14 protein-coding genes and 2 pseudogenes are annotated in these 22,691 nt (G+C 43.4%); 8 read left to right on the forward strand and 8 right to left on the reverse strand.

Going from position 1 to position 22,691, the window contains the following annotated elements; translation table 11 throughout:
* Positions 1 to 13 precede the first annotated feature (13 nt).
* The 3 genes from FHQ23_RS02300 to FHQ23_RS02310 all read left to right on the forward strand — a co-directional run bounded on the left by FHQ23_RS02300 (position 14) and on the right by FHQ23_RS02310 (position 5,510).
* Positions 14 to 2,671 (forward strand): lactoferrin/transferrin family TonB-dependent receptor, encoded by a 2,658-nt coding sequence (locus FHQ23_RS02300; RefSeq protein WP_176552233.1) that lies wholly within the window; start codon positions 14 to 16, stop codon positions 2,669 to 2,671.
* A 39-nt stretch (positions 2,672 to 2,710) separates the two neighbouring features.
* Positions 2,711 to 3,922, forward strand: a complete 1,212-nt coding sequence (locus tag FHQ23_RS12340) for a transferrin-binding protein-like solute binding protein (protein WP_176552234.1) — start codon at positions 2,711 to 2,713, stop codon at positions 3,920 to 3,922.
* A 109-nt stretch (positions 3,923 to 4,031) separates the two neighbouring features.
* A complete protein-coding gene (locus FHQ23_RS02310) occupies positions 4,032 to 5,510 on the forward strand; it encodes a surface lipoprotein assembly modifier (protein ID WP_176552235.1) in 1,479 nt (492 codons plus the stop codon).
* Positions 5,511 to 5,534: 24 nt separating this feature from the next.
* On the opposite strand, the gene FHQ23_RS02315 is transcribed toward FHQ23_RS02310, so the two are convergent.
* From FHQ23_RS02315 to FHQ23_RS02350, 8 genes and pseudogenes are all read right to left on the reverse strand, one after another.
* Positions 5,535 to 6,761 (reverse strand): capsule polysaccharide biogenesis protein, encoded by a 1,227-nt coding sequence (locus FHQ23_RS02315; protein WP_139612875.1) that lies wholly within the window; start codon positions 6,759 to 6,761, stop codon positions 5,535 to 5,537.
* A 68-nt stretch (positions 6,762 to 6,829) separates the two neighbouring features.
* Positions 6,830 to 8,881 carry a capsule polysaccharide biogenesis protein gene (locus FHQ23_RS02320; protein ID WP_139612876.1) on the reverse strand — a complete coding sequence of 684 codons (2,052 nt, stop codon included), beginning with the start codon at positions 8,879 to 8,881 and terminating at the stop codon, positions 6,830 to 6,832.
* Positions 8,882 to 9,035: 154 nt separating this feature from the next.
* A complete protein-coding gene (kdsA, locus tag FHQ23_RS02325; RefSeq protein ID WP_139612877.1) occupies positions 9,036 to 9,869 on the reverse strand; it encodes a 3-deoxy-8-phosphooctulonate synthase in 834 nt (277 codons plus the stop codon).
* A gap of 178 nt (positions 9,870 to 10,047) precedes the next feature.
* Positions 10,048 to 11,136, reverse strand: coding sequence for a capsular polysaccharide synthesis protein (locus FHQ23_RS02330; RefSeq protein WP_139612878.1), 1,089 nt, complete (start codon positions 11,134 to 11,136; stop codon positions 10,048 to 10,050).
* Positions 11,137 to 11,216: 80 nt separating this feature from the next.
* Positions 11,217 to 14,867: a CDP-glycerol glycerophosphotransferase family protein gene (locus FHQ23_RS02335; RefSeq protein ID WP_326480823.1), complete on the reverse strand. Its 3,651-nt coding sequence runs from the start codon at positions 14,865 to 14,867 to the stop codon at positions 11,217 to 11,219.
* Between the two features lie 4 nt (positions 14,868 to 14,871).
* Entirely contained in the window at positions 14,872 to 15,969 is a 1,098-nt protein-coding gene (locus tag FHQ23_RS02340) for a CDP-glycerol glycerophosphotransferase (protein WP_139612880.1), read from the reverse strand.
* Between the two features lie 27 nt (positions 15,970 to 15,996).
* Positions 15,997 to 16,431: an SDR family NAD(P)-dependent oxidoreductase gene (locus FHQ23_RS02345; protein ID WP_139612881.1), complete on the reverse strand. Its 435-nt coding sequence runs from the start codon at positions 16,429 to 16,431 to the stop codon at positions 15,997 to 15,999.
* Between the two features lie 38 nt (positions 16,432 to 16,469).
* Positions 16,470 to 17,556 (reverse strand): annotated as a pseudogene (locus FHQ23_RS02350) (IS3 family transposase).
* Positions 17,557 to 17,777: 221 nt separating this feature from the next.
* Between FHQ23_RS02350 and FHQ23_RS02355 the strand changes: the two are divergent.
* The 5 genes and pseudogenes from FHQ23_RS02355 (at position 17,778) to FHQ23_RS02375 (ending at position 22,451) form a co-directional block, all read left to right on the forward strand.
* Positions 17,778 to 18,573, forward strand: a pseudogene (locus tag FHQ23_RS02355) (IS5 family transposase).
* A 100-nt stretch (positions 18,574 to 18,673) separates the two neighbouring features.
* Positions 18,674 to 19,843: a polysaccharide biosynthesis/export family protein gene (locus FHQ23_RS02360; protein WP_139612882.1), complete on the forward strand. Its 1,170-nt coding sequence runs from the start codon at positions 18,674 to 18,676 to the stop codon at positions 19,841 to 19,843.
* A 12-nt stretch (positions 19,844 to 19,855) separates the two neighbouring features.
* Entirely contained in the window at positions 19,856 to 21,004 is a 1,149-nt protein-coding gene (locus FHQ23_RS02365) for a capsule biosynthesis protein (RefSeq protein WP_139612883.1), read from the forward strand.
* Entirely contained in the window at positions 21,004 to 21,801 is a 798-nt protein-coding gene (locus FHQ23_RS02370; protein WP_139612884.1) for an ABC transporter permease, read from the forward strand. Before FHQ23_RS02365 ends, FHQ23_RS02370 begins: the two co-directional genes overlap by 1 nt.
* Positions 21,798 to 22,451: an ABC transporter ATP-binding protein gene (locus tag FHQ23_RS02375; RefSeq protein ID WP_139612885.1), complete on the forward strand. Its 654-nt coding sequence runs from the start codon at positions 21,798 to 21,800 to the stop codon at positions 22,449 to 22,451. The genes FHQ23_RS02370 and FHQ23_RS02375 overlap by 4 nt, the downstream gene beginning before the upstream one ends.
* Positions 22,452 to 22,691: the final 240 nt, after the last annotated feature.

Raw genomic sequence — 22,691 nt, forward strand, 5'->3', positions numbered from 1 at the left:
ACTATCAAGGATAGTGGCTATAACTCTCTTTGGCGGACACCTTGCTTTACCCTTTACTGCTTATGCTGCTGAATCGGAGAAAGGAGCTGTACTGGATGAAATTCAAGTAGTCGGAAAGTCGAGCGAAACCAGTAAATCGCAGCGTAGCATCAGCCGTGTGCTTAAAAATGCGGAGCAGCTTAAAAAAGAGCAGGTCAATGATATTCGTGATTTGACGCGTTATGATCCGGGTATTGCGGTTAATGAACAAGGTTCTGGTGCTTCGGCGGGATATTCGATCCGTGGTGTGGACAAAGATCGGGTGGTGATTACCGTTGATGGTATTTCACAAGCACAAAATTTTATGCCGCGTTCAGATTATTCCGATGGTTTCAGCGGTGCAAAAAATGAAATCGAATTCGAAAATATCAAAGCAGTAGAGATTAGCCAAGGTGCGAATTCGGTGATGAGTGGAAATGGCGCATTAGGCGGCTCGGTGATGTTTGTGACCAAAGAGCCTGATGATGTGATTAAGCCCGGTCAGAATTGGGGGTTAAATATCAAAAATAGCTATGCCAGTAAAGATGAACGTTGGGGCAATTCAATTGCAGCAGCCGGTCGTGCCGGTGGCTTCTCCGCATTGTTGCAATATACTCGACGCGACGGGCATGAAATCAAATCCCACCCAAAAACACCGAACCAAACGTTAAACAGAATGTTCCCGACCGACGAACAATATGAGGACTTGAGAAATGCAGGTTGGGCAGATGCCACCAGACCCGACCATTTCCCGCAACATGGATATTGTATTGGCAGACCGGACCCTATTGCTTGTATTCAAAGTATCGATCTAGCGCCGAATGAGGTTTATGGTATAACCCGCAATGCGGCGAACCCGATGGACTATCGTTCGGATTCTTGGTTCGGAAAGTTCCAGTATGAATTGACGCCGCAGCACACAGTCGGGTTTGTGTTTGAAGATACTCAACAAAAATATGAAATTGATGATCGATCTAACCATCGGCGCCCATATCATCGTAATTACTCTGATGCTGATCCAAGTGGTACTCGACACAGCTACGACTATCGGATGTTGTTCCCATTTTATAAATTTGTCGATCATATCCATGAAAAAAATAGAGTCGGCGTGTTTTATCAATACCAATCTGAAAATCGTAACAGCTGGCTGGACACGGCAAAATTGGAGATCGATGAAGAGAAAACCCATATTACTTCGATCCACACTACCGCAGGTTGCACTTTAATGGGGCATAAGCCGAATAGAGACTGCGAGCTTTTCCTGCGTCAGGGCGATATGGGTTCAATGTTTGTGGGATACCAGCACTGGCGTCAAAATGTTGCCCGTTTGACCGAGCAAAATAAACGTGTTCGTTTCAGTGGTCGTAAGAGCCTAGAGTATTGGGGCATTAAGCATGAAGTTGATCTGCTTGCCGGCTTAGGACATTCCGAGTATCGCTTGTTGGATCGTTATAAACGTCGTGAATATGCGTTGAAAGTGGCAGATGATCATCCTTGCCACGATGACAAGCGCTTTGGTTGTAGTCCGCATTTTAACGGGAAAACACAGATTGTGGATACCTTGCTTAATGATATTTATCACCCTATTAATGGTAAAAACTACTATATCGGACTGAGTAATCATTGGACATTGAATCCATATATTGATTTGAGCGGGGGTATTCGTTATGACGAATATCAATATCACTCCTCGTGGCCTTACTTTAGCAATGATAAATACAACAGCTTATCGTGGTCTGCCGGCATGGGCTTGAAGTTAACTGATAATATCAGCTTGAGCTATAAAGCCAGCACCGGCTTCCGTGTACCGAATGCGCAGGAAATGTATGGTACCAGCGGCCAGCGCTATTTTGAGAATAAATACCAGCGTCCTTTGAGCCGAGATAAAATTAAAGCAGAAAAAGCCTTGAATCATGAAGTCGGTATCGATATTCATGGCAAGGTAGGTTATATCAATGCCAATATTTTCCGCTCCGAATACACTAATTTCATTACGCTCAAAGCTAAGACCGAAGCTAATTACAACGATCCGCTAGAACCAGGGTTACAGTATTTTGGTAATCAGACCAAAGCGTATACCGAAGGTTTCAATATTCGCGCCTTGCTGGATTTTCATGCGTTGTGGAGCGTGCTTCCGGAAGGGCTGAGTGGCAGTGCAGCCTATAGCAAAGTTTATCCTAAAAAGCTGGGCAAATTGTCTGGTGATCGTTCTAATATGCTAGAAACCAGTTATGCCATGGATACTCTGCAGCCGGCAAAAACAGTATTGGGCTTGGATTACGACGCCCCGTCAGGCAAATGGGGCAGTGGCATACGCTTTACCCGCACGGATGCCAAAAAAGCCAGCGAACTAGTCAGCACACTGCCGAATATTGATAAGCGCCAATCAAGAAATATTTCCGTTGTCAAGATGTTAAGCAAATCTTGGTATACCTGGGATTGGGTTGGTTATGTGGAGTTAAGCAAAAACGTTACATTACGTGGCGGCGTGTATAATTTAACCAATAGCAAATATGTTACTTGGGAAGCCTTGCGTCAAACCGGCATTGCAGGATTAACCACTGGCGTGGTGGCTGAGGTCGATGGGCTGGGCTATGACCGCCTGACGGCACCAGGACGAAATTATGCCCTAAGTGTCGAATTTGCTTTTTAACGCTATGCCAATTTATAAAAAATGAGGAATTATCAGAATATGAAAAAAATAACGTTTATCCGTGCACCTTACAGTTGTGTTGCACTGACAATTGCAGCTATGTTCACCTTGACTGCTTGTGGTGGAAACGGTGGAGTGGCAAGCAATGAACCTCCGGTGGTGGTGCAACCAACGCCGACACCAACACCAACACCGACACCAACGCCGACACCGACCCCGACCCCTGTTCCGGTACCAGAACCCATTCCGGTACCGGAGCCGACTCCAACGCCAGAGCCGACTCCAACGCCAGAGCCGACACCGGCACCTAATCCGCAGCCAGAACCGGAAGGACCTGTGGCACCGTTACCGGCGGCGAATAAAAATACGCCGAAGGCTGGTGAGTTCTTACCGAAAGATTTTGCGTATAACGAATATACCTCACCAATTGTGCGGTTACATAAAAGCACAGTGGATAATGAGTCAACCCTGCGAGTGGAGTATGGCGTGAAAAAAGTGGGTGAAGGACAGAATTTTGCTGGTATTCGAAAAGTTTTTTATAACGAAGAGGGGAAGTTGGCTGCGATTCTGACCGGTGACCGTGGACCCTATCAGGTTTTTAGCCATAAAGTCGGTGAGAAAATCGATCGTATAACCGAATATCGGATAGTCGATGCCGAAGATATCTACGATGCGGGATTGAAAGCCGGTGGACAATATGGTGCGGTTTACAGCAGTAACTCAAGTCCGGCTTACTTTTTCCGTGATCCGGCGGTGGCAAACTGGAATTACCAGACTTACGGAAAATTCAAGGCGACCGGTAATATTGAAGCGGAGTCTGTCTATCAAAGTCTGGGACAACAAACCACAGCAGCGGAATTGCCGACTAAAGGTAGTGCAGAGTATAAAGGCATTTCCAGTGGAAGTAATCATAAGGATTCCTCTGTTGATTTGATCACCTCCGATGTGACGATTAAAGCCGATTTCGGCAAACGTGAGCTGGAGTTTGCTACCAGCAACACCAAAACGTACACCTGGGAAAATGATCAAGCAACGGCTGCTGATCATTTAGATCTGTCGGGCAAAGCCGCTTGGAACAATGGCAGTGGCACCTTCAAAGGCAATATTCAAACCGCGGATAAAACCATGAGCGGGCAAGTTGATGGTCGTTTCTACGGTCCGCAAGCCGATGAAGCCGGCGGCGTGTTTGGGGTCAGCAATGCAGATAAAACCGAAAACTATCTAGGTGGTTTTGGTGCCAGACGCGAATAAAACCGCACTTTCAGCTTTACAGCTACAAAGTAGCTGAGCACAAATGAGGGGCATTGCCCCTCTAAATCGTTGGCAACATTTAATTTTTATATTTCAATCGGATAGGAACATGTGTTTATCCTCAATTTTTTATGCCCTGTTTTATGATTGGCGTAACAACAGGTTTTTGACCGCACTTTGGGTTACCGCACTTTTTATCGGCTCTGTCCCTGCGACAGCGGCTGAATTATCGACACTCAATCAACAAAATATCCCAACTTACCAACTCGACAATTTACCGGAACCGCAGCAATATCAACATGACAACAGCGTGCCGACACTAAGTGCGGTACCAACAGCAGCACCAACACAACAGCTCTTGAAATTAGAGCAATATATTCTGCCGACAGTATTACAGCAGATGAAAAAAGGCGAGTGGCAGGCAGCGCAACAGGCATTGGCACCGCTATTAAACCATGTACCTCCGTCTCTGCATGGGCTGTTTTTGGCTGGGCAAATTGCCGAGCAGCAGCAAGCATGGCAAAGTGCGGTCAGCTATTATCGCAAGATGTTGGCAATTGACAGCAGTCTACACCGCCCACGTTTAGAACTGGCAAATGCGCTGGCAAAATCCGGCGATATTAAAGCGGCAGAATACCAATTTAATCTGGCGCTCAGTCAAAAGTTACCGCAAGCGGTGGAAAATAATGTGTTTTCAAGATTGCAACATCTCAAAGATCAAACTACATATTTGAACTTCCATTTTTCATTAGTACCAAGCAGCAATATCAATCAGGGCAGCAACCGCCGATCTTTCATCTTAGACGGCAAAGAATATTTTTTGACTGAGTCCAGCAAGGCAAAACGCGGGCTTGGGATGCAATGGGGGATTAACGCTGAAAAGCGTTTCGGACAGCAATATCAATGGTTTGTTAGCGGTGCATTGCAGCATTCGGATTTTCCGAATAAATATAATGATCAAACAGTCAGTCGCTTGATGCTGGGGCGTAGTTTCGGCACACAGCAACGACACTCGCTGGATGTTGCACTGGGCGGACACCATGTGCTGTATCAACATAAAGGGTTATACCACGGTGGTGTGTTGCGTTTGGATTATGCTTGGCGTATCCAACCGGATTGGCGACTTGCGCTATCGTGGGAGTCACAGCAGCTACACTACCGTCCGCAGTTTGACTATATGCGTGGCTGGCAGCATTGGGCAACGGCAAAACTGATCCATCTTTCGCAAGGTCGCACCAGTTACTATTGGGGAGTGCAGCAAGGCTTCAATCGGGCTGCGGAAAAGAGCTATGCTTACCGCACGTTGAGTTGGCAAAGTGGCATTCGGCACCATTTTGATTTTCAACAACTGACCCTTGGTGGGCATTTGTCTTATACCACAACCCGTTACCTTGCTGCCGATCCGTTTTTTCGCACTCAGCGCCAAGACAAGCGCTGGAATGTAAGTGCGGATATTTTAAAACGCGATTGGTCATGGCGAGGATTCTCACCGCGTTTATCGTTTCATTACAGCGACAACCGCTCGAATATTCCGATTCATACCAATCAAAATAAGCAAGTGCGGTTGACGTTCTCTAAAGAATTTTAGGGGAGCAAGGAACAGAAATCAGCTTTAATTTTGTGGATAATACGGATAACGCAGAATCACACGATTATAAAAACTACCGTTCAGCTGGGTTTTGTTAAGGTGAAAGCGGCGGTAGGCGGAGAACAGTTTCATATTGGGTTTTCCGGGGGTATGCCAAAAATTTTCTAATGTTCCCTGATAGGTTAAGCCTGGAATATTGTAATGGGCACGCCCCAGTGTGATGACCGGCATGCTGTGAATTAGCGCAGAAATACCGCTGGTGCTGTTCAGTGTGACCATGCCTTTGCCATAGCGTAAGAAAACCGGCATCGGCACATCGTGAATGTAATATAAGCGTGTATTCAAATGGGGGTAGCGGGCCTTATATTCATTGATCACTTGTTGGTAATCAATAAAGCCGCGATCCATCGGGTGATGTTTCACGATCAAACTTAAATTATCCGGCGCTGTTTGAGCAAAAGAGTCCAGTACTTGGCGCAGAAATTGCTCGACACTGCTGTAGTCGCTATGAACTTTCACCTGACTGTCGTTATACACCTGCAGCGGCAGAATATAAAAGTCGCCAAAACGTCCTTGTTCTACCTTTTTGGCAAAGGAGTGATCACGAATGACATAGCTTAGTCGCTTGATTCCAGAAATTATCCATAATTTAATGTAATACAGCACATTCAGAATACGGTGATGGCGATAGTGCGGGTATTGCGCTCGGTTTAAATACGCTTTGCGATAATAACTGATCGCCAGTTTAGCCATTGGAATAAAGCCTTGCGCCACTTTTTGCGGTTTTGGTGGTTCCACCGCCTGCGGGCAACGGTGGATAAAAAAATCAGCCTCATGCGGAATGGTTGAAAAGGCATTGACGCCGTCTTTTTCCAAGGTGATGTAATCCGGGCGGAAATAGCCCTCTTCAAACGCCCAAAATGAAAGGTTTAACGCAGTGGCAACTTTTTTGGCAATTTTGTGGTAATGCCGATTGTCACCAAAACAGACTAAGGCATCGATTTGATGTTCACGGCAAAAGCGGGTTAAATAATCGGAAAATTGTTCAATCGAATCACGATAGGCAAAAGCATTTTCGAATGTATTTGGATAAAAATATTCATCACCGGCATTGAAGTTGATTTTATATACCGTTTTATCTTGCGATTGTAACCATTGCGCAAAATCCTGAAAAAAATGCCCAATGGGTCCTTGCAACAAAAGGATACGCTCGGTAGAGGTGATTAAATCATCTAAGTTATGGCTAAGCATAAAACTCCAACATCATGATTATTTCAATCATCTTATCAAATTTAAAGCAAGAAGCATGTATTAACTGTTTATTTTAGTGCTAGGTAAAGATGTTTTAATTTGGTTAGCTGTTTTTTTATCCAATGACGTTGTAATCCACTGTCTTTTAGCTGATTTTTTTGCTGCTGCAAAATCTCAATCGCTGTTTGGACATCGATCATTTTGCCACCGTTTGGGGTAACATATTGCGGATAATACACCAGCACCCCTGAAATAAGCTGTGCCAAATTCAACTTTCGCTGACGCCTTGCCAGCGATAAATGATCAACAGTTAGCCCCCAATTGGAATAAAACGGCAGCCCGTAGCAATGCACGGTTTTATGTCGCAACAGCGCCTCAAAGCCGGCTAAAGAGGTCATCGTGTGCACTTCATCAACGTGTTGAATACATTGTAAAATATTTGCATTTTCGACAATTTCATCGGCATATTGCAAAACAATATCGGATTTGATTGCACCGACACGGTTGCCACTCAACACATCGGGATGCGGTTTATAAACAATATAAGCATCGGGGTTATTTAACCGCACTTGTTGTAATAATTCAAGATTACTTTTTATTTGTGGCGAACCAAAGCGGATCGAGGCATCATCTTCCACCTGCCCCGGCACTAAAATCGATTTTTTATTGTGGCTATCGAGGCTAAATTCCGTATCACCGATATTATATTTGCCGATATTAGCCGCAATTAAGTGCTGTCGAAGCTGCTCAGCGCTGTGCAAATCCTGTTCGGAAAACGCTTGGGTTTGCAGAATATCCTCTAAGCGAGAAGGCGACTGGGCATTAAAATAGATACCTAAATCATCGATCACTAAGGAAAGTGGCGCCACCAAATTGGAGCCGAGCCCGACCGAGCGGATAAATCCATCTTCCATGCGTAACACCGGCAGTTGATGCTGCTCGGCATAAGCCAGTAGTTGCGGTTTGCCCTGACTCCAGATTAATAAGCGGCTCTCCTTTTTTAAAGGTTTAGATTGCAGTTTTTTGTATGAGGCAACAAAATGTAATTGACAGCTTGGAAAACGGAAAAAAGGTTTGATCACCGCTCTTTTCCAGAGTGACATCCCGATACAATAAAGATTGCCACTCAAGCGCTGGTTCAATAATTTGGCTTGGTGAAGATAGTCAATCACCTCAAAAATCGTCCCGACCTCCCCGTTGTTCGGATTAATATAACGGCTGTATTGCAAATAAGCGGCGGTAAACAGCTGCAATAAAGTGCGGTCGGCACGGCGTTGCTGTTGTTGCATGATGCGGATTTGAGGATGGCGATCGTCGGTTAACCCCCAACCGGCAAACCACGGCACACCAAATGTCACCACCGGTTTGCCGACAAATAGCGCCTCGAATCCCATTTGTGAAGTGACACAATAGACTTTATCTACCTGTTTCAGCAATGAAAGTGGACTAATATCTTGCGCCAATAACCGCACTTGAGAAAACTCAGCAGAAAGTGCGGTCAGATAACCTTTCTTTTTGCCACTGATTACATCAGGGTGAGTTTTCACCCAAATTTCCGCCTCCGGATTTTCAGCAACCGCACTTTGCAGCATATCTTGAAAACTGGCTGCATCAGCTTGCCCATATTTCACCGCCATATCACCAAAGGTTTGATCGATCACTAATACAATGTCTTTATTTTTTGCAGGTGCTACGAAATTCGGTGCGTGATTGTATTTAGATAGTTGATAACCACAAATCAACTCAAGTGCGGTTTCAGCTTGTTGCAATAATCCATCATCAGCTGACTTATCCAAAATTAACTGCTCAAGTCGCGAAGATTTTTCTGTAGCATAATAAATCCCAAGATCATCAACCACCATTGAAAACGGCGCATAGCCCTGTACACCCAGCCCCAACGAACGCAAAAAACCATCTTCCAGTGCAACATAGGGCAATTGGTGCTTTGCTGCATAGCCACGTGCTTTCTGAGTTGAAGGGCGAAATCCCCACCCCAAAACTTGATCCACTTGCAATGACCCAAAAAGACTTTTTGCCACCATTTCAACATCTGGCAAAAAAGAGCGCAAGTGCGGTATCGCTAAAATGCCACGGGAAAAAATCAAGGATTTGGGTTTCATAAGCAATGATTAATGTCAGCTAAATGAGAATAGTATAGTACAGTTGTTTAGAAAAGTTTTAGGGTTATAATCCTAAAACTCGAAATTTTTATGGTTATAACCCGAAGTAAATGATATACCAAATATTAACCTGGCATATCAAACAAAAAACAGATTAGCAGATATCCAACACCGGAAAAGCTTTAACCACGTCATCTACTGCCTTGATACGGATTAAGAAATCTTCCAGCAGATTCAGCGGCAATGCACTTGGACCATCACATTTGGCTTGATCCGGATTCGGGTGTGATTCCAGAAACAGCCCGGCTAAGCCGGTTGCCATGCCTGCCAATGCCAAATCCAATACCTGGTTACGACGCCCACCAGAAGCCGCTGCACCCGCTTCACGCTGTTGCAGCGAGTGAGTGACATCAAAAATCACCGGCATACCACCACTGATTTTTTTCATAATCCCGAAACCGAGCATGTCCACGACTAAATTGTCATAACCAAAATTAACCCCGCGTTCACACAAAATTAATTTATCATTACCGGCTTCTTTAAATTTCTCGACAATATTACCCATTTGATGTGGGCTTAAAAATTGTGGTTTTTTGATATTTATCACCCGCCCAGTTTTCGCCATCGCCTCAACCAAATCGGTTTGACGTGCCAAAAAAGCAGGCAATTGAATCACATCCACCACTTCAGCAACCGGCGCAGCCTGCCAAGGTTCATGTACATCGGTGATTACCGGCACATTAAACTCTTTTTTCACCTGTGCAAAAATTTTCATCCCTTCTTCCAACCCGACACCACGATAAGAATGAATCGAAGAGCGGTTTGCCTTATCGAAAGATGCTTTAAACACAAACGGAATATTGAGTTTGGACGTTACTGCCACATACTGTTCACAGGCTTTTAGTGTGGAATCAAGATCTTCAAGGACGTTGATACCACCGAAAAGGGTGAAGGGGTTAGAATTGTGAATGTTTGTTAAAGTGAACATAAGTACCTTCGTTATATTTTCAAGTTGGATTTAAATTAGATTTAGAAAATTAAGTGAAATTCAGTAATAACATTATAATTTGTAAAATGTTGCTTTAATCGTATTGGTGATTATTCAGTGGTATCCTGTGTAATATTGGAATTGATTATTCAGTTTATCTTATAAGTAATCATTTATACTACTGATCGTTTTCATTATGGAGCAATCGATCCAAGGAACCTGATTTGGTAATTTTGTTAGTATCGTATTTATAATTCAATTTGTGAACAAAAGATGATTTTAGCATAATATTAAATTCATCTTTGGAGCAGATAGTATTGTACTCTCTAAGTATTAATAGGGCGTTTTTCGGATGTAGTTTGTACATGTTGTCCCAATGCTTTCTGTATTCATCATCCACCCAATACAACATTTCAATAATGTCGTGGGTCATGAAGTAGTTGGTCAACCGGTTTTTTTGAGCCCACCAACATGTTAATACTTCTGAAATCATGGTAATAACGTAGCTATGGGGCTTGCTCCAGATAAACCAGTTGCCTACACGGGAATTAATATAAGAAAAGAAAAAGTGTTCTTGTTGTCTGATGGTATGGGTTGCAGTGTAAAAATCTTCAGATAACAGGCAGGTAGCATCAAGCCAAAATCCCCCCCATTTTTCGAGCAGGCGAAGCCTTAGCAAGTCGGTAAAGTGGGCTTGGGATATACTGTTTCTCAGATTTTCCAAATCACAGTCAATCCAATCTTTATAGTTGTTTTCATCCAGAATAATCAAATCAAATTCTGATGAAATGTATTTTTTCAGACTTGCGCGACAATGTGAAACCAAAGGCGGTAAGCTGTTAGCATCATGCCAATATGTAAATACTTTTATTTTATACGAGCCTGCTGGAGTGGCATTGTCGATTTTGTATTGAGTAATTTTTTTCAAGTCGACCAGGTTTTCCAAAATAAACATAGCCATTTCGTGCCGTTCAGCAAAAAAAGCCTTATGCATGCCAAACGCGGCCTTCGCGTCATAAGGAGCTTGTAACAAATTATTGACGATGCTCTGCCGTTGAGTACTAAATTTGGTTAATTCATTCTTATTGAGCATAGAAGCCAGTTGTAAAAATTCTTTAGTAATTTTTTCTCTGGCTTCTTGGTTGGATTGAGTCAATTTCCTCAGAGTCAAATCTTGTTCGGTAAAAATATGGTAACTAGATTTATTGACAGTTTCTAATTTTTCGATTAATTGTGCAATAAAGTTTTTATTCATTTTGGCGGCCATGATGGCTTTCCTTTCAGAATATCAGGTGATTTGGTATGGCTGATACAGCCTTTGTAGTCGTATCAGCCAACGGGTTTTATCTATAGGTAACGGCGTATCAGATTAGACAATAACTTGCCAACAAAGTGTTGCTCATTAAAGCAATATTGCAGTACCCGGGTGGCAGGATTTTTTGAATCTCTAAAAAATAGATAAGGGTTACGTCTGAATTTATTTAATTTTCTTGATTTTATTGACCGACTAGATGGTTCCGATTCCAATTCGGTTATCTTTGCAGTTGCGTGATTAAATTTCTCCTTGGTTTTTTTATGTTTATCTTGTAATTTCTGTGGAACATTTTGCTTCTTGGATTCGCTAGTTGGTGGGATGCCGTAATAAGCTACCCATTGCTTGTGCGCAGTCAAATAGCCTTCTCTGGTAACCAGTCGTGGTACACCGTTTTTTAGCCATTCAATCGCAATTACGTCAAAAACTTTACCTTCAGGGAAAATCATATCGGTGCGTTTTGTGTCTTCGTTGAATGATACATCTGTATAAAGAGCATTGTTTTTGATGCAGCAAGCCTGGAAGGGAGGCTTAACTGCATAGACGTAGTCGCTCAGATCATTGACTGCATAGACCCGTCTAGATAAACCGCTGCTTACTTTTGGAAACTTCATTTTGGCATAGACTTTTTGATAATACTGATAGGCATCTTCTTTACTGCGGGCTAAAGAAATGGCGATTGATGTGGTCAATTTGTCCAAATCCTGTTTGGAGGTGGCCGCCTGTAACTGTTTGAGTGTAATTGCCGGTGCGTATTCGCGTGTCTCGCCATAACTTGAGATGTTGTCTTTCAGCGATGCAAATACTGAACAGATGAACTGGTCGTTGTGGTTTTTCAGCTGGTAGTCGTAGCTGAAATTCGCCAATTCATAGATGAATTGCATATTATCGGTAGTGACAACATCAAGATAATCTTGAATAAAGTGGCTGAATTGCTCTTCGAATACGGCTGCCATATCATTCGGTTGTGGTATGATAACAGCATTGACTTTGCCACTCTGTTGATCTTGATAGTATTCTGTGATACTGCGGTAGGGGGTGCTGGCAAAGATCGGCTCGAAATAAGAAAAGTTTTTCGACGCGACGATAAAGTTGTGGCGGTGGATATTCGGTTTGTTGGGGGCGAAACTGCGAGCATAATAGAAATTGGTATCCACGGTTTTACCCGCACTGGCTTCCAGTAAGCGTGCGAATACGTCTTGGGTATAACCACGCCCCCAAAATTCTACAAAGGCAAAGCGTTCGTTGAAGTCGATATTTTGTTTCAGGTATTCACACACCAGTTCGCGTCGTTCGGCTGCGATTTTCAATACTTTTTGGTGGTATACCGGAGAGTTTTTTAGAATGGAGCGGATGTTTTCCGCAGTTTCTCCCCGCAGATGCGGCAGTTTTTTCAGAGTGGCGAATTGGGGAAAAAGCTCAAGCAACTCCTGTTCGGAAATCCAGCTGGCTTTTACCAGATCATCGAAAGAATCCATGCCGACAAAGTTGCCGAACCCGCCAAACATTTCGGAATCCAGCTCATCAATGTAGGAGGGCACGCGCCATGCCTGACGTGAGCCATAGATGAATCGAGTGTTGATGCGATAGCCTTTGCGGGCAATGATTTGGTCGGCAATCTGCTTTAGGAAGTGGCCGTCGCGAGAAATGAAATACAGGGTTTCATAGCCGCGTTGCAATGCATCTAAAATACTCCAGTGCACATAAGGAACCAAGGCGCTGCCGGCATAAGCATAAGCATAGTACTTTTGGTCGAATTCCTGATTGCTCTCGCTGTACTTGACTGCTTCGGTACGGAAGCGCTGCCATTTGGTTGCCAGAAGGTAGGCATCATGGCGCACGCGTATGCTCATGGCCTCAATCATGGTGCTTTCAAAACGAATAAAAGTATCGGGATGGTGCACAAAGGTTTGGATGTTAAAGCGACGCGGTGAGGTGCCGTCTGCTTTGATATTGTCGCCGTAGTGCACCCAGCGGGAATAGTCATATTTATTTTTGAAGAAAACATGTTTGAATAGTTTGCCGGTGGATTTTTGGTGGCCAACTTCCGTTGAGAGATAGAGTTCGATTTCCAGCAGCCCGGGGGCGGCTTTCTCCAACATGGCCTGAATCACGGCCTTGGGCAGATACATGTCGCTCATGAGTATCACATCGTGTCCGGCTGCCTTGACTTGCTGCAAGCGCTCGATACGTTCGGGAATTGGCTCGATATATTCGATTTCCGCATCAATTTCCAATTGTTTCAGGTAATCGATTTGTGTATCTGGGAGGTTGAGATGTAGTTTGAGCTGGCCATAAATGTCGTCGAGAGTGATTTCAAGACTGTCGCTGTTTCTTTCCAGCTGGGTTTTGGCGTAGGCATCGCGAATATCATATTCGGCTTGTGAACGCACCCGTACCCAGTTGTCGATAACATATGTCGGCAGGGTAGTGGCGTGATCATTCAGCATGATTTTCTGCATGTAGTAGAAAATGCTGAAGGGGGTCATGCTTTTGCGGCGAATCAGGGTGTCGAAAATGTCGAAGCTATGCAGCTCTTTGTGTGTGTCGTGTACCACCTGAATTTGGTCGATTTCTTCAATCATTTCACGGATACTGCCGTGATCGGCATAAGAGAAGAAATAATCCTGGATATGGGTAAGATCTGAGGATTTGGCCAAAGGGTGTTTCAGGATGTTCAGCAGGCTGTTGAAATCTTTGGCAATCTCTCCGGCAGTCAGACTGAAATAGTCACCGATAAATTCGGAATGGCTGATGTATTCTTCGTAATCGGGAATATAGCGGACAAAGCGTTTGACACCGGCTTCCAGCAGGTCGTAAAAAATGCTGGAATAGTCGATGATGGCAATGTCGATTTGGTTGAAGATTTCGTAAATATCGTAGTCGTCATTCCAAAACAGGATATGCTGGTCATTGTGGTAGGCTGTACGCATTTGCTGGTGGTAGGCGTCTTTGGTCATAAAAGGATGTACTTTGATGATAAAGACGTTATTTTGGGCTTGCATCTGCTGTTTAATGGCTTCCAAGTCTGGCAGCAGGTATTGGAATATACCTTCGATGGTAGTAATGCGGTAGGTAGGAGCGAATAAGATGACTTGATTTGCTTTGCTTAAATCAATATGGCTCACCTGGGCAAAATCATAGGTTGAGATATTTTGGCTGTAAACGACATTTCTGGGGTAGCTACCACGGATAATCTGGTTGGGCTTGACCACGGTTTCTTCCAGAAAATGCTCTTCCATGGCTTGTGAGGTTGCTAGGAAATAGGTGTTGTCTTTATATAAAGTATGGTTTTTGATGTATTTGCGTACCACGCCATTGGCCAATACGGATTGCTCACCTAAAGCCAGCTCGATGTGTTTGAGCCCCACTCCGTGCCAAGTATTGAAGATGACAAGATCTTCAGGTATTTCTTGCGGGTAGTTTTCACGAAAATTTTCGGTAACGTAAACGTCTGCTCGGGCGAATAGATTCGATGCTTTGCTGCTGTTACTGTAAGTGATTTTTTCGATTCCTTGCTTTTTCAAGCTATCTGCGTCTTCTTTATTATCGGCAATCCACCAGCAATCGTGGGTGTTACGGCAATTGGCTGTCATGTAGAGGAATAATGCCTTGGGGTTGCCATGCCATTTGTAAGTACCGAATAGCCAGATTTTCATCGTTTTGATTTCCTTAACTAAAATAATGTGTTTATTGAATAAGCTCTGCCAGTTTTTTTATTCTGGAATAAAAAGGAATTTGCTCGAAAGTGTTGTCTATCATATAGGCTCTCAATTCTGGCGAGAGGTAGGGAGCACTGTAGTTGCTTTGAGCTGGCTGATCGAAGCAGATTAAATTTTCATGGTAGAGCTTGAGGATACCAGCTGACTGTAAATAACTGAAATGCTCCTGCTTACATAGCAAGCCGTAAGGTATTTTTTCATTCAGCAGTTGGGTCTCTATAGCAGAAACATCGCAAAAACCAGCAACCGCATGGTAGACAGATAAATTTTTTATTAAGTTGATGCCTTGTCTTTTTAGGCGAATTCTTGTGAAGAAAGAAATATCTAGATGCGGTGCGTAGATTGCTGGAATTAGACCTTGTACTTTTAAAGCCGCAGCCAGCCGAATGACGTATTCTTTGTACGCTTTCAGACGGTGACCGGTATTGGGATGCGGCTTAATTATAATATAGGGCAGGTCATAATGTTTGGCTGCTTGCACTAAAACATCGATTAGCAAACCTTGGTGAGCAAGGCTGGAATAGTTTTCTGATGGAATGCCTCCTTCCCAAGTAGGTGCGTAAAAGATGGTATGTTGTTGAGGGGTAGAAGAGGATAAACCGGTTTGCCCTATGAAAGTGTCTCCCATTGGTATAATGCGGTTGTGTTCGACATCGTATGGGGTAAAAATACCATGGCGCACCAAGCGGTCGATACCGGCTTGCCCAGCCGTAATCACATAGTCATAAATGCGGATAATCGGCTTAACTGAGGAAACTTTATTGCTTTCTCCGTGAGTAACAAAGATATGTGCCAGCCTACGGTTGGATACTATCCGGCAGTTGGATTGGGCATTAAAAGGATAAAATACTATGCTACCATCGTCCATTTTTACTTCGGAAATTTTTTTAAAACCTTTATGTTGAATATGATAAGCCGCCAGTAATTTAGAAAAGTGAGCTGTATTCTTTTTATAGGTTTTGAAATAAACAAAGAAATCTCGATAATCGAAAATATCGGAAACAAAATAGCCGATTAATTGTTGTATGGCGCCAGTGATTTTGGTATCTATATAAATATAATGCATACTTTGATCTGTATACCCGGTTAAAGGTTACCGTCCATCTTTCCTAATATCGATGATTAAACCACTTTTATTATTAAGTAGCATAGCAAGACTAGTATGAGCAACTTCTTCGGCACTAAGTAATAGTGAGGGATCTTCGGCACCAAAATTATTTGTCCGCATTGGAGTTTTTGTTCTTTCAGGATTTATGCAATTGACCCGAATTTTGAAGTGCCTCCACTCTTCGGCCAATGCTTGGGTAAAATTAACTATAGCAGCATTAGAAGATGAATAGATTGAGTAATATGCTCGTCCTCGTGTGTATGAACTGGATGTGAAATTTAATAACATTCCATTTGTTTGCTCCAAGTGAGGTTTTGCAGCAATGGCAACGTTAATTGCACCTGTATAATTAATCCCAACTAAGTTATCAATCTCTTGTTCAGATAATACCGTAAGCTTACCGTCAAGCGCACAGTTCATAACTAGAGACTTCTGCTGCTAACTGTCGTTTAAATTCGCTAGGGGGTAAATTCCCCAGGGGGGAAATTACCCAGTGATTCATGGCGTCGTTCCTCGTTATAACTTAACATCCAAGCCCAACTTAGCTCCTGCACTTGAGCTAACGAGGAGAACAAATGCGGGTCTAGAACTTCTGTGCGATAGCTACGATTAAATCGCTCTATATAGGCGTTTTGGTTCGGTTTGCCAGGCTCAATATAACAAAGCGTGATGTTATTCGCTTCACACCAATCAATAAAGACATGTGAGGTCATTTCACTGCCATTATCCATGCGAATCATTTTAGGCAGCCCTTTTTCTGCTTTAAGCTGCTCCAAGGTTCTCACCACTCTGGTTGCTGGTAGCGAGGTATCAACCACGATATCTAAGGCTTCCCTGATGCCTTCATCAATGATATTCAGTACTCTGAAACGTGTACCGTTATAAAGTGCATCACTCATAAAGTCAAAGGACCAACTATAATTCGATTCAGCAGGAACCGCTAAAGGGGCAGGCTTTCGTTCTGGCAACCGCTTTTTAGTACGACGTTTTGATTTAAATTCATCGCACAGTAAATACGCCATACTCGCTTAAAATTCCAGACTTGACCATCCAATCTCAATCGATAAAAACATTTCCAGAAGCCCCAACGAGTATGCGTTGGCTCCTGAATAATCGCATTGAGGGCATCAATAATCGGCTGATCCCGTTCAAGGCGCAGCAGACTTGGGTCAGGCCGGTACCAACTGCGACGAGAAAGGCGTGTCAAACGACACGCTTTGGAAATCGAGAGTAACCCCTGCTCAACCAAGTGTTGAGCCGCTTCTCGTCGTCGCTCCGGCGTTAAAGCTTTCCCAGCAAATCCTTGATCGCTGCATTTTCCAACGCTAACTCAGCGTACATTTTCTTTAGCTTTGCATTTTCTGCCTCTATATCGCATAAGCGTTTTAAATCGGACGCCTCTAAGCCACCGTACTTGCTTTTCCACTGGTAATACGTTGCAATGCTAATGCCGTACTCCCGACAAATATCGGTCACTTTGGCACCTTGCTCGGCTAATTTTAAAATGTTCACTATCTGAGTTTCTGTAAATTTTGAACGTTTCATGATTTCCTCCATCAAGATGATGATGACAGAAATCTCTGATTTTAGCTTGTGCCTTTTTAGGGTAAGTTTACGAATTTACCTCGCATGCGTTTAAAGCATTGACGGATATGAAGAATACCTAATTTGATTATATTTTGAGCTATATAGTGTTTGCACAAGTTTTAAGTTATCTTATTTAGGATCAATATTTAGTATAAATCTATCCTATTTAAGGATTCCTCATGACCAACTTCCAGCGCTACCACGACTTATCCGAGCAAGCTTGGGCTTTATTAGAGCCTCATTTACACGGACTAAAGGGACAACGGGGCGGCATTGCGCGAGATAATCTCCTTTTTATCAATACCGTATTGTGGATATTGCGTACTGGTGCTCCGTGGTGCGATTTACCGCCCGAATATGGCAAATGAAATGCTGAACCAGTGATTTATTCGTTAGCGCAATAATGCTACGTGGGAAAGCTTACTTGAAGCGATGATTGACCAATCAGATTTCGAGTGGCTGATGATTGATGCCACACACTGTAAGGTTCACTTGCACGCAGCAGGAACGAAAGGCTACAACCAAGCGATGGGACTTACAAAAGAGGGCTTAATACCAAGATACATTTGGTCGTGGATGCGTATGGTATGCCGATCAGAGTTATTGTTACGCCAGGTACTGTTTCTGATTGCACGCAGGCAATAGCCTTGATTGACGGGATTGCCGCTGAGAACTTGTTGGGCAGATAGAGGCTATGACAGCAATGAGATTATTGAGAAATCAGCCCAGCAAAAGTGTGAAGCAGTTATCTCGCCGAAAAGCAACCGCCGCAAGCAGCAACGTAGCTATGATAAAGAGCTGTATCGCATCTGTCATCTTGTAGGGAATGCTTTTTTGTATTTAAAACGTTGATGCGGCATTGCTACTCGTTATGCTAAAATGCTTGCATCATTTACAGCTGCTGTTCAAATACGATGTATTGTACTGTGGCTGAATGACATGAGCCCAATTGAATATAAAACCTCTACTTGCTAAGGGATTTTCTGTGGCTAATTTAAGGAATACAATGCTACAATTATGCTTAAATTGAGTCTCATGATTTATCTCACACAATACCAATGCAGAAATTATAACGATGAAGATGAAAAAACTAACCCTTTCCCTCTGCTGCCTAACGCTGGCAGCCTGTAATAGCATGCCGACTTCGGGGCCTAGCCAAAGTCGGGTGATGGATTTGCAAAATCAAAACACGGAAAATCTGCCGACGGTGGAAGTGGTGGAGGTGGAGGATAATGTCGCTACCGCACTTTTCAACCAGCAGCAGGCGCAGTCGTTTAGCCATTTTGCCAATGCGAATAGCTATAACGGTGCGGTGAATGTGGGCGATACGCTGGACGTGATGATTTGGGAAGCGGCGCCGGCGGTATTGTTTGGTGGGGTACTGAATCAAAGTGGAACCGGTGGGGCGCAGTTGACCAGTTTGCCGGAGCAGATGGTGAGTGAGAGTGGCAAAATTACGATTCCATTCTTAGGGGCTATTTCAGTGCGAGGCAAAACACCGGAGCAGATTCAAAAAGAGATTGTGCGTCGCTTAAGTCCGATGGCGAATCAGCCACAGGCGATGGTGCGTTTGGTGAAAAACAATTCGGCCAATGTCACTGTGTTGCGCCAAGGCAACAGCGTCCGTATGCCGCTGACAGCCCATGGCGAAAGGGTGTTGGATGCGGTGGCGGCTGTTGGCGGGGCGACGGAAAATGCTTATGATATTTCAGTGCAGTTGACTCGCGGCAGTGAGGTCAAAACCATTTCGTTAGAAAGACTGGCGTCTAATCCAAATGAAAATATCCGATTGCGTTCTGGCGATGTGATTTCGTTATTAAATAATCCATTGAGCTTTACCGCACTTGGGGCGGTGGGTAGCAATCGTGAAGTGCGGTTTTCGGCTAAAGGTTTGACGTTGGCGGAAGCTATCGGCCGCATGGGCGGGTTGATTGACACTCGTTCTGATCCACGTGGGGTGTTTGTGTTCCGTTATTTGCCGTTTGAGAAGCTGAGTGCACAAGATAAAGCTACTTGGCAGGGGCGTGGTTATGGTGTTGGTATGGATGTGCCGACAGTGTATCGCCTCAATTTGTTAGAGCCAAAATCACTGTTTTGGTTGCAGCGTTTCCCGATTCAAAATAAAGATATTGTGTATGTTTCGAATGCGCCGTTAGCGGAATTCCAAAAATTCTTGAGAATTATTTTCTCGATTACCTCGCCGGTCACCAGCACGGCTAACAGTGTCAATAATTTATCGAATTAATAGGGTGATATGATGACAGAGACTACATTAGTCGCAGAGAAGCCAGTGCTAAAACCGATTAAAGCTAAACGCATTTGGCGGAAATTTAATCCGTTATTTTGGGTGACGGTATTGATTCCAACCTTTTGTTCAATCTTTTATTTCACTTTCTGGGCGTCAGATATCTATCTTTCCGAGTCCAGTTTTGTGGTTCGTTCTTCACGCAGTCAAGCCTCATTGAGTGGTGTTGGCGCGCTGTTACAGAGTGTCGGTTTTGCTCGTTCACAAGACGATACTTATACTGTGCAAGAATTTATGCGCTCGCGTAGTGCATTGGAGCAATTGGAAGCGGTGTTGCCGGTTCGGCAATTTTATGAAACACAGGGCGATCTATTCAGTCGTTTTAATCCATTTGGTTTAAGCGATGAAAAAGAGGCTTTTTATCGCTATTTTCAAAAACGAGAATCGGTTAGTTTAGATACAGCTTCTGGTATTGCAACTCTAACGATTCGGGCTTTTAATGCTGAAGATGGGCAAAAAATTAATGCTGAGTTATTGAGTTTAGGCGAAACCCTGATTAATCGCCTGAATGAGCGAGCTAGACGTGATACCATTATTTTTGCTGAGCAATCCGTAAAAGAGGCGGAACAGCGGGTGACAGAATCAGCAACGGCATTGAGTGAGTATCGTATTAAGAACGGAATTTTTGATTTGCAGGCGCAATCGGAAGTGCAGTTGGCCTTGATCTCAAAATTGCAAGATGAATTGATCAATATTCAAACACAGTTGGATCAAGTGCGAGCGATCTCACCACAAAACCCACAGGTTAGAACCTTGCAGGCACGCGAAAAGAGTATTCGTTCTGAAATTCAACAGCAAATTCAAACCATTTTTGGCGGTGGAGATTCCATTGCCAATCAAACGGCAGAATATCAACGTTTGGTATTGAGCAATACCTTGGCGCAACAACAGCTGACGACCTCGATCACCTCTCTACAAAATGCCAAAGGCGAGGCCGATCGTCAGCAACTTTATTTGGAAGTCATCAATCAACCGAGTAAACCGGATTTAGCCTTAGAACCGTATCGAATCTACAATATTTTTGCCACGTTAATTATTGGTTTAATGTTGTATGGGGTATTAAGCCTGATGTTAGCCAGTGTGAGAGAGCATAAAAACTGATGCAATACGGTGATCAAACTACGTTTCGACAATCCTGCTCCATTCAAAAAAGGGTGATTGGCGCTTTATTGATGCGTGAAATCATCACTCGTTATGGGCGTAGAAATATTGGTTTTTTATGGTTGTTTGTCGAACCACTATTGTTAACACTGGTGATCGTGTTGTTATGGAAATTTCTACGAGCAGATCGTATTTCAACCTTAAATATTATTGCTTTTGTGATTACTGGTTATCCAATGGCAATGATGTGGCGTAATGCATCAAATCGCTCGATTGGTGCGATTTCAGGCAATATTAGCCTACTTTATCACCGTAATGTTAGGGTGCTGGATACTCTGATTTCCCGAATGTTGCTAGAAGTAGCCGGAGCAACGATTGCACAAATTACGATTATGGCAATTCTAATTGCAATTAATTGGATTGAACCGCCACAAGATATTTTTTATATGCTATTAGCGTGGATGTTGATGGCGATGTTTGCCGCTGGGCTAGGTTTCATCATCTGTTCTATTGCATATCATATAGAGCCGTTTGGTAAAATTTGGGGAACCTTGAGTTTTGTGATGTTGCCGCTATCTGGAGCCTTCTTTTTTGTACATACACTACCGGTGCAGGCACATAAATATGTGTTATGGATTCCGATGATCCACGGTACAGAAATGTTTCGTCATGGTTATTTTGGTTCCAGTGTAGTCACTTATGAAAATCCTTGGTACATTTTAGTCTGTAATTTGGCGATGCTTTTGATAGGTTTGCTCATGGTGAAAAACTTTAGTGAAGGAATCGAACCGTCATGATTAGTGTTCAGAACGTCAGTAAGCGGTATTTAACCCGTAGTGGTTGGCGACCTGTGCTACACAATATCAACTTCGAGCTGCAAAAAGGCGAAAAAATTGGGATCTTGGGGCGCAACGGTGCAGGCAAATCGACCCTGATTCGTTTAATCAGTGGCGTTGAGCCACCCACCAGCGGCACGATTGATCGTAGCATGAGTATCTCTTGGCCGTTGGCGTTTAGCGGTGCTTTTCAGGGCAGTTTGACCGGCATGGATAATTTGCGCTTTATTTGCCGCATCTATGATGTCGATATTGATTATGTCAAACGTTTTACCGAAGAATTTTCCGAATTGGGCGACTATCTGTATGAACCGGTCAAAAAATACTCTTCAGGCATGAAAGCCCGTTTGGCGTTTGCGTTATCGCTGTCGGTAGAATTTGATTGTTATTTGATCGACGAAGTGATTGCAGTAGGCGATTCCCGTTTTTCGGCTAAATGTAAACATGAACTGTTTGAAAAACGTAAAGATCGTTCGATCATTTTGGTATCGCACAGCCCAGCAGCAGTGCGCGAATATTGTGATAATGCGGCGGTGTTAGAAGCAGGGCATATGCACAATTTTGCTTCGATTGACGAGGCGTATCAATATTATAACAACAGCCAGAAATAACGCTGTGGCAGTGACAATAATGCCTTATTCCATCGACAAGATGAATTCAGATCATTGAAAAAGAGATTAATCAGCCGTAGATACAAGGGGCGGATTGCATCCGCCCTAGATTATTGACAAAGAGGCATAGTAGACAAAATGGTTGCTAATATTTAAATTTATTAATAATTAGCAACCTTTTTTATTTAAAAAATCTTTAATAAACATAATCTTATGATGTTTAGTTAGTCCATTATGAGC

The sequence above is a fragment of the Testudinibacter crocodili genome (assembly GCF_006228025.1).
GTDB lineage: Bacteria > Pseudomonadota > Gammaproteobacteria > Enterobacterales > Pasteurellaceae > Chelonobacter.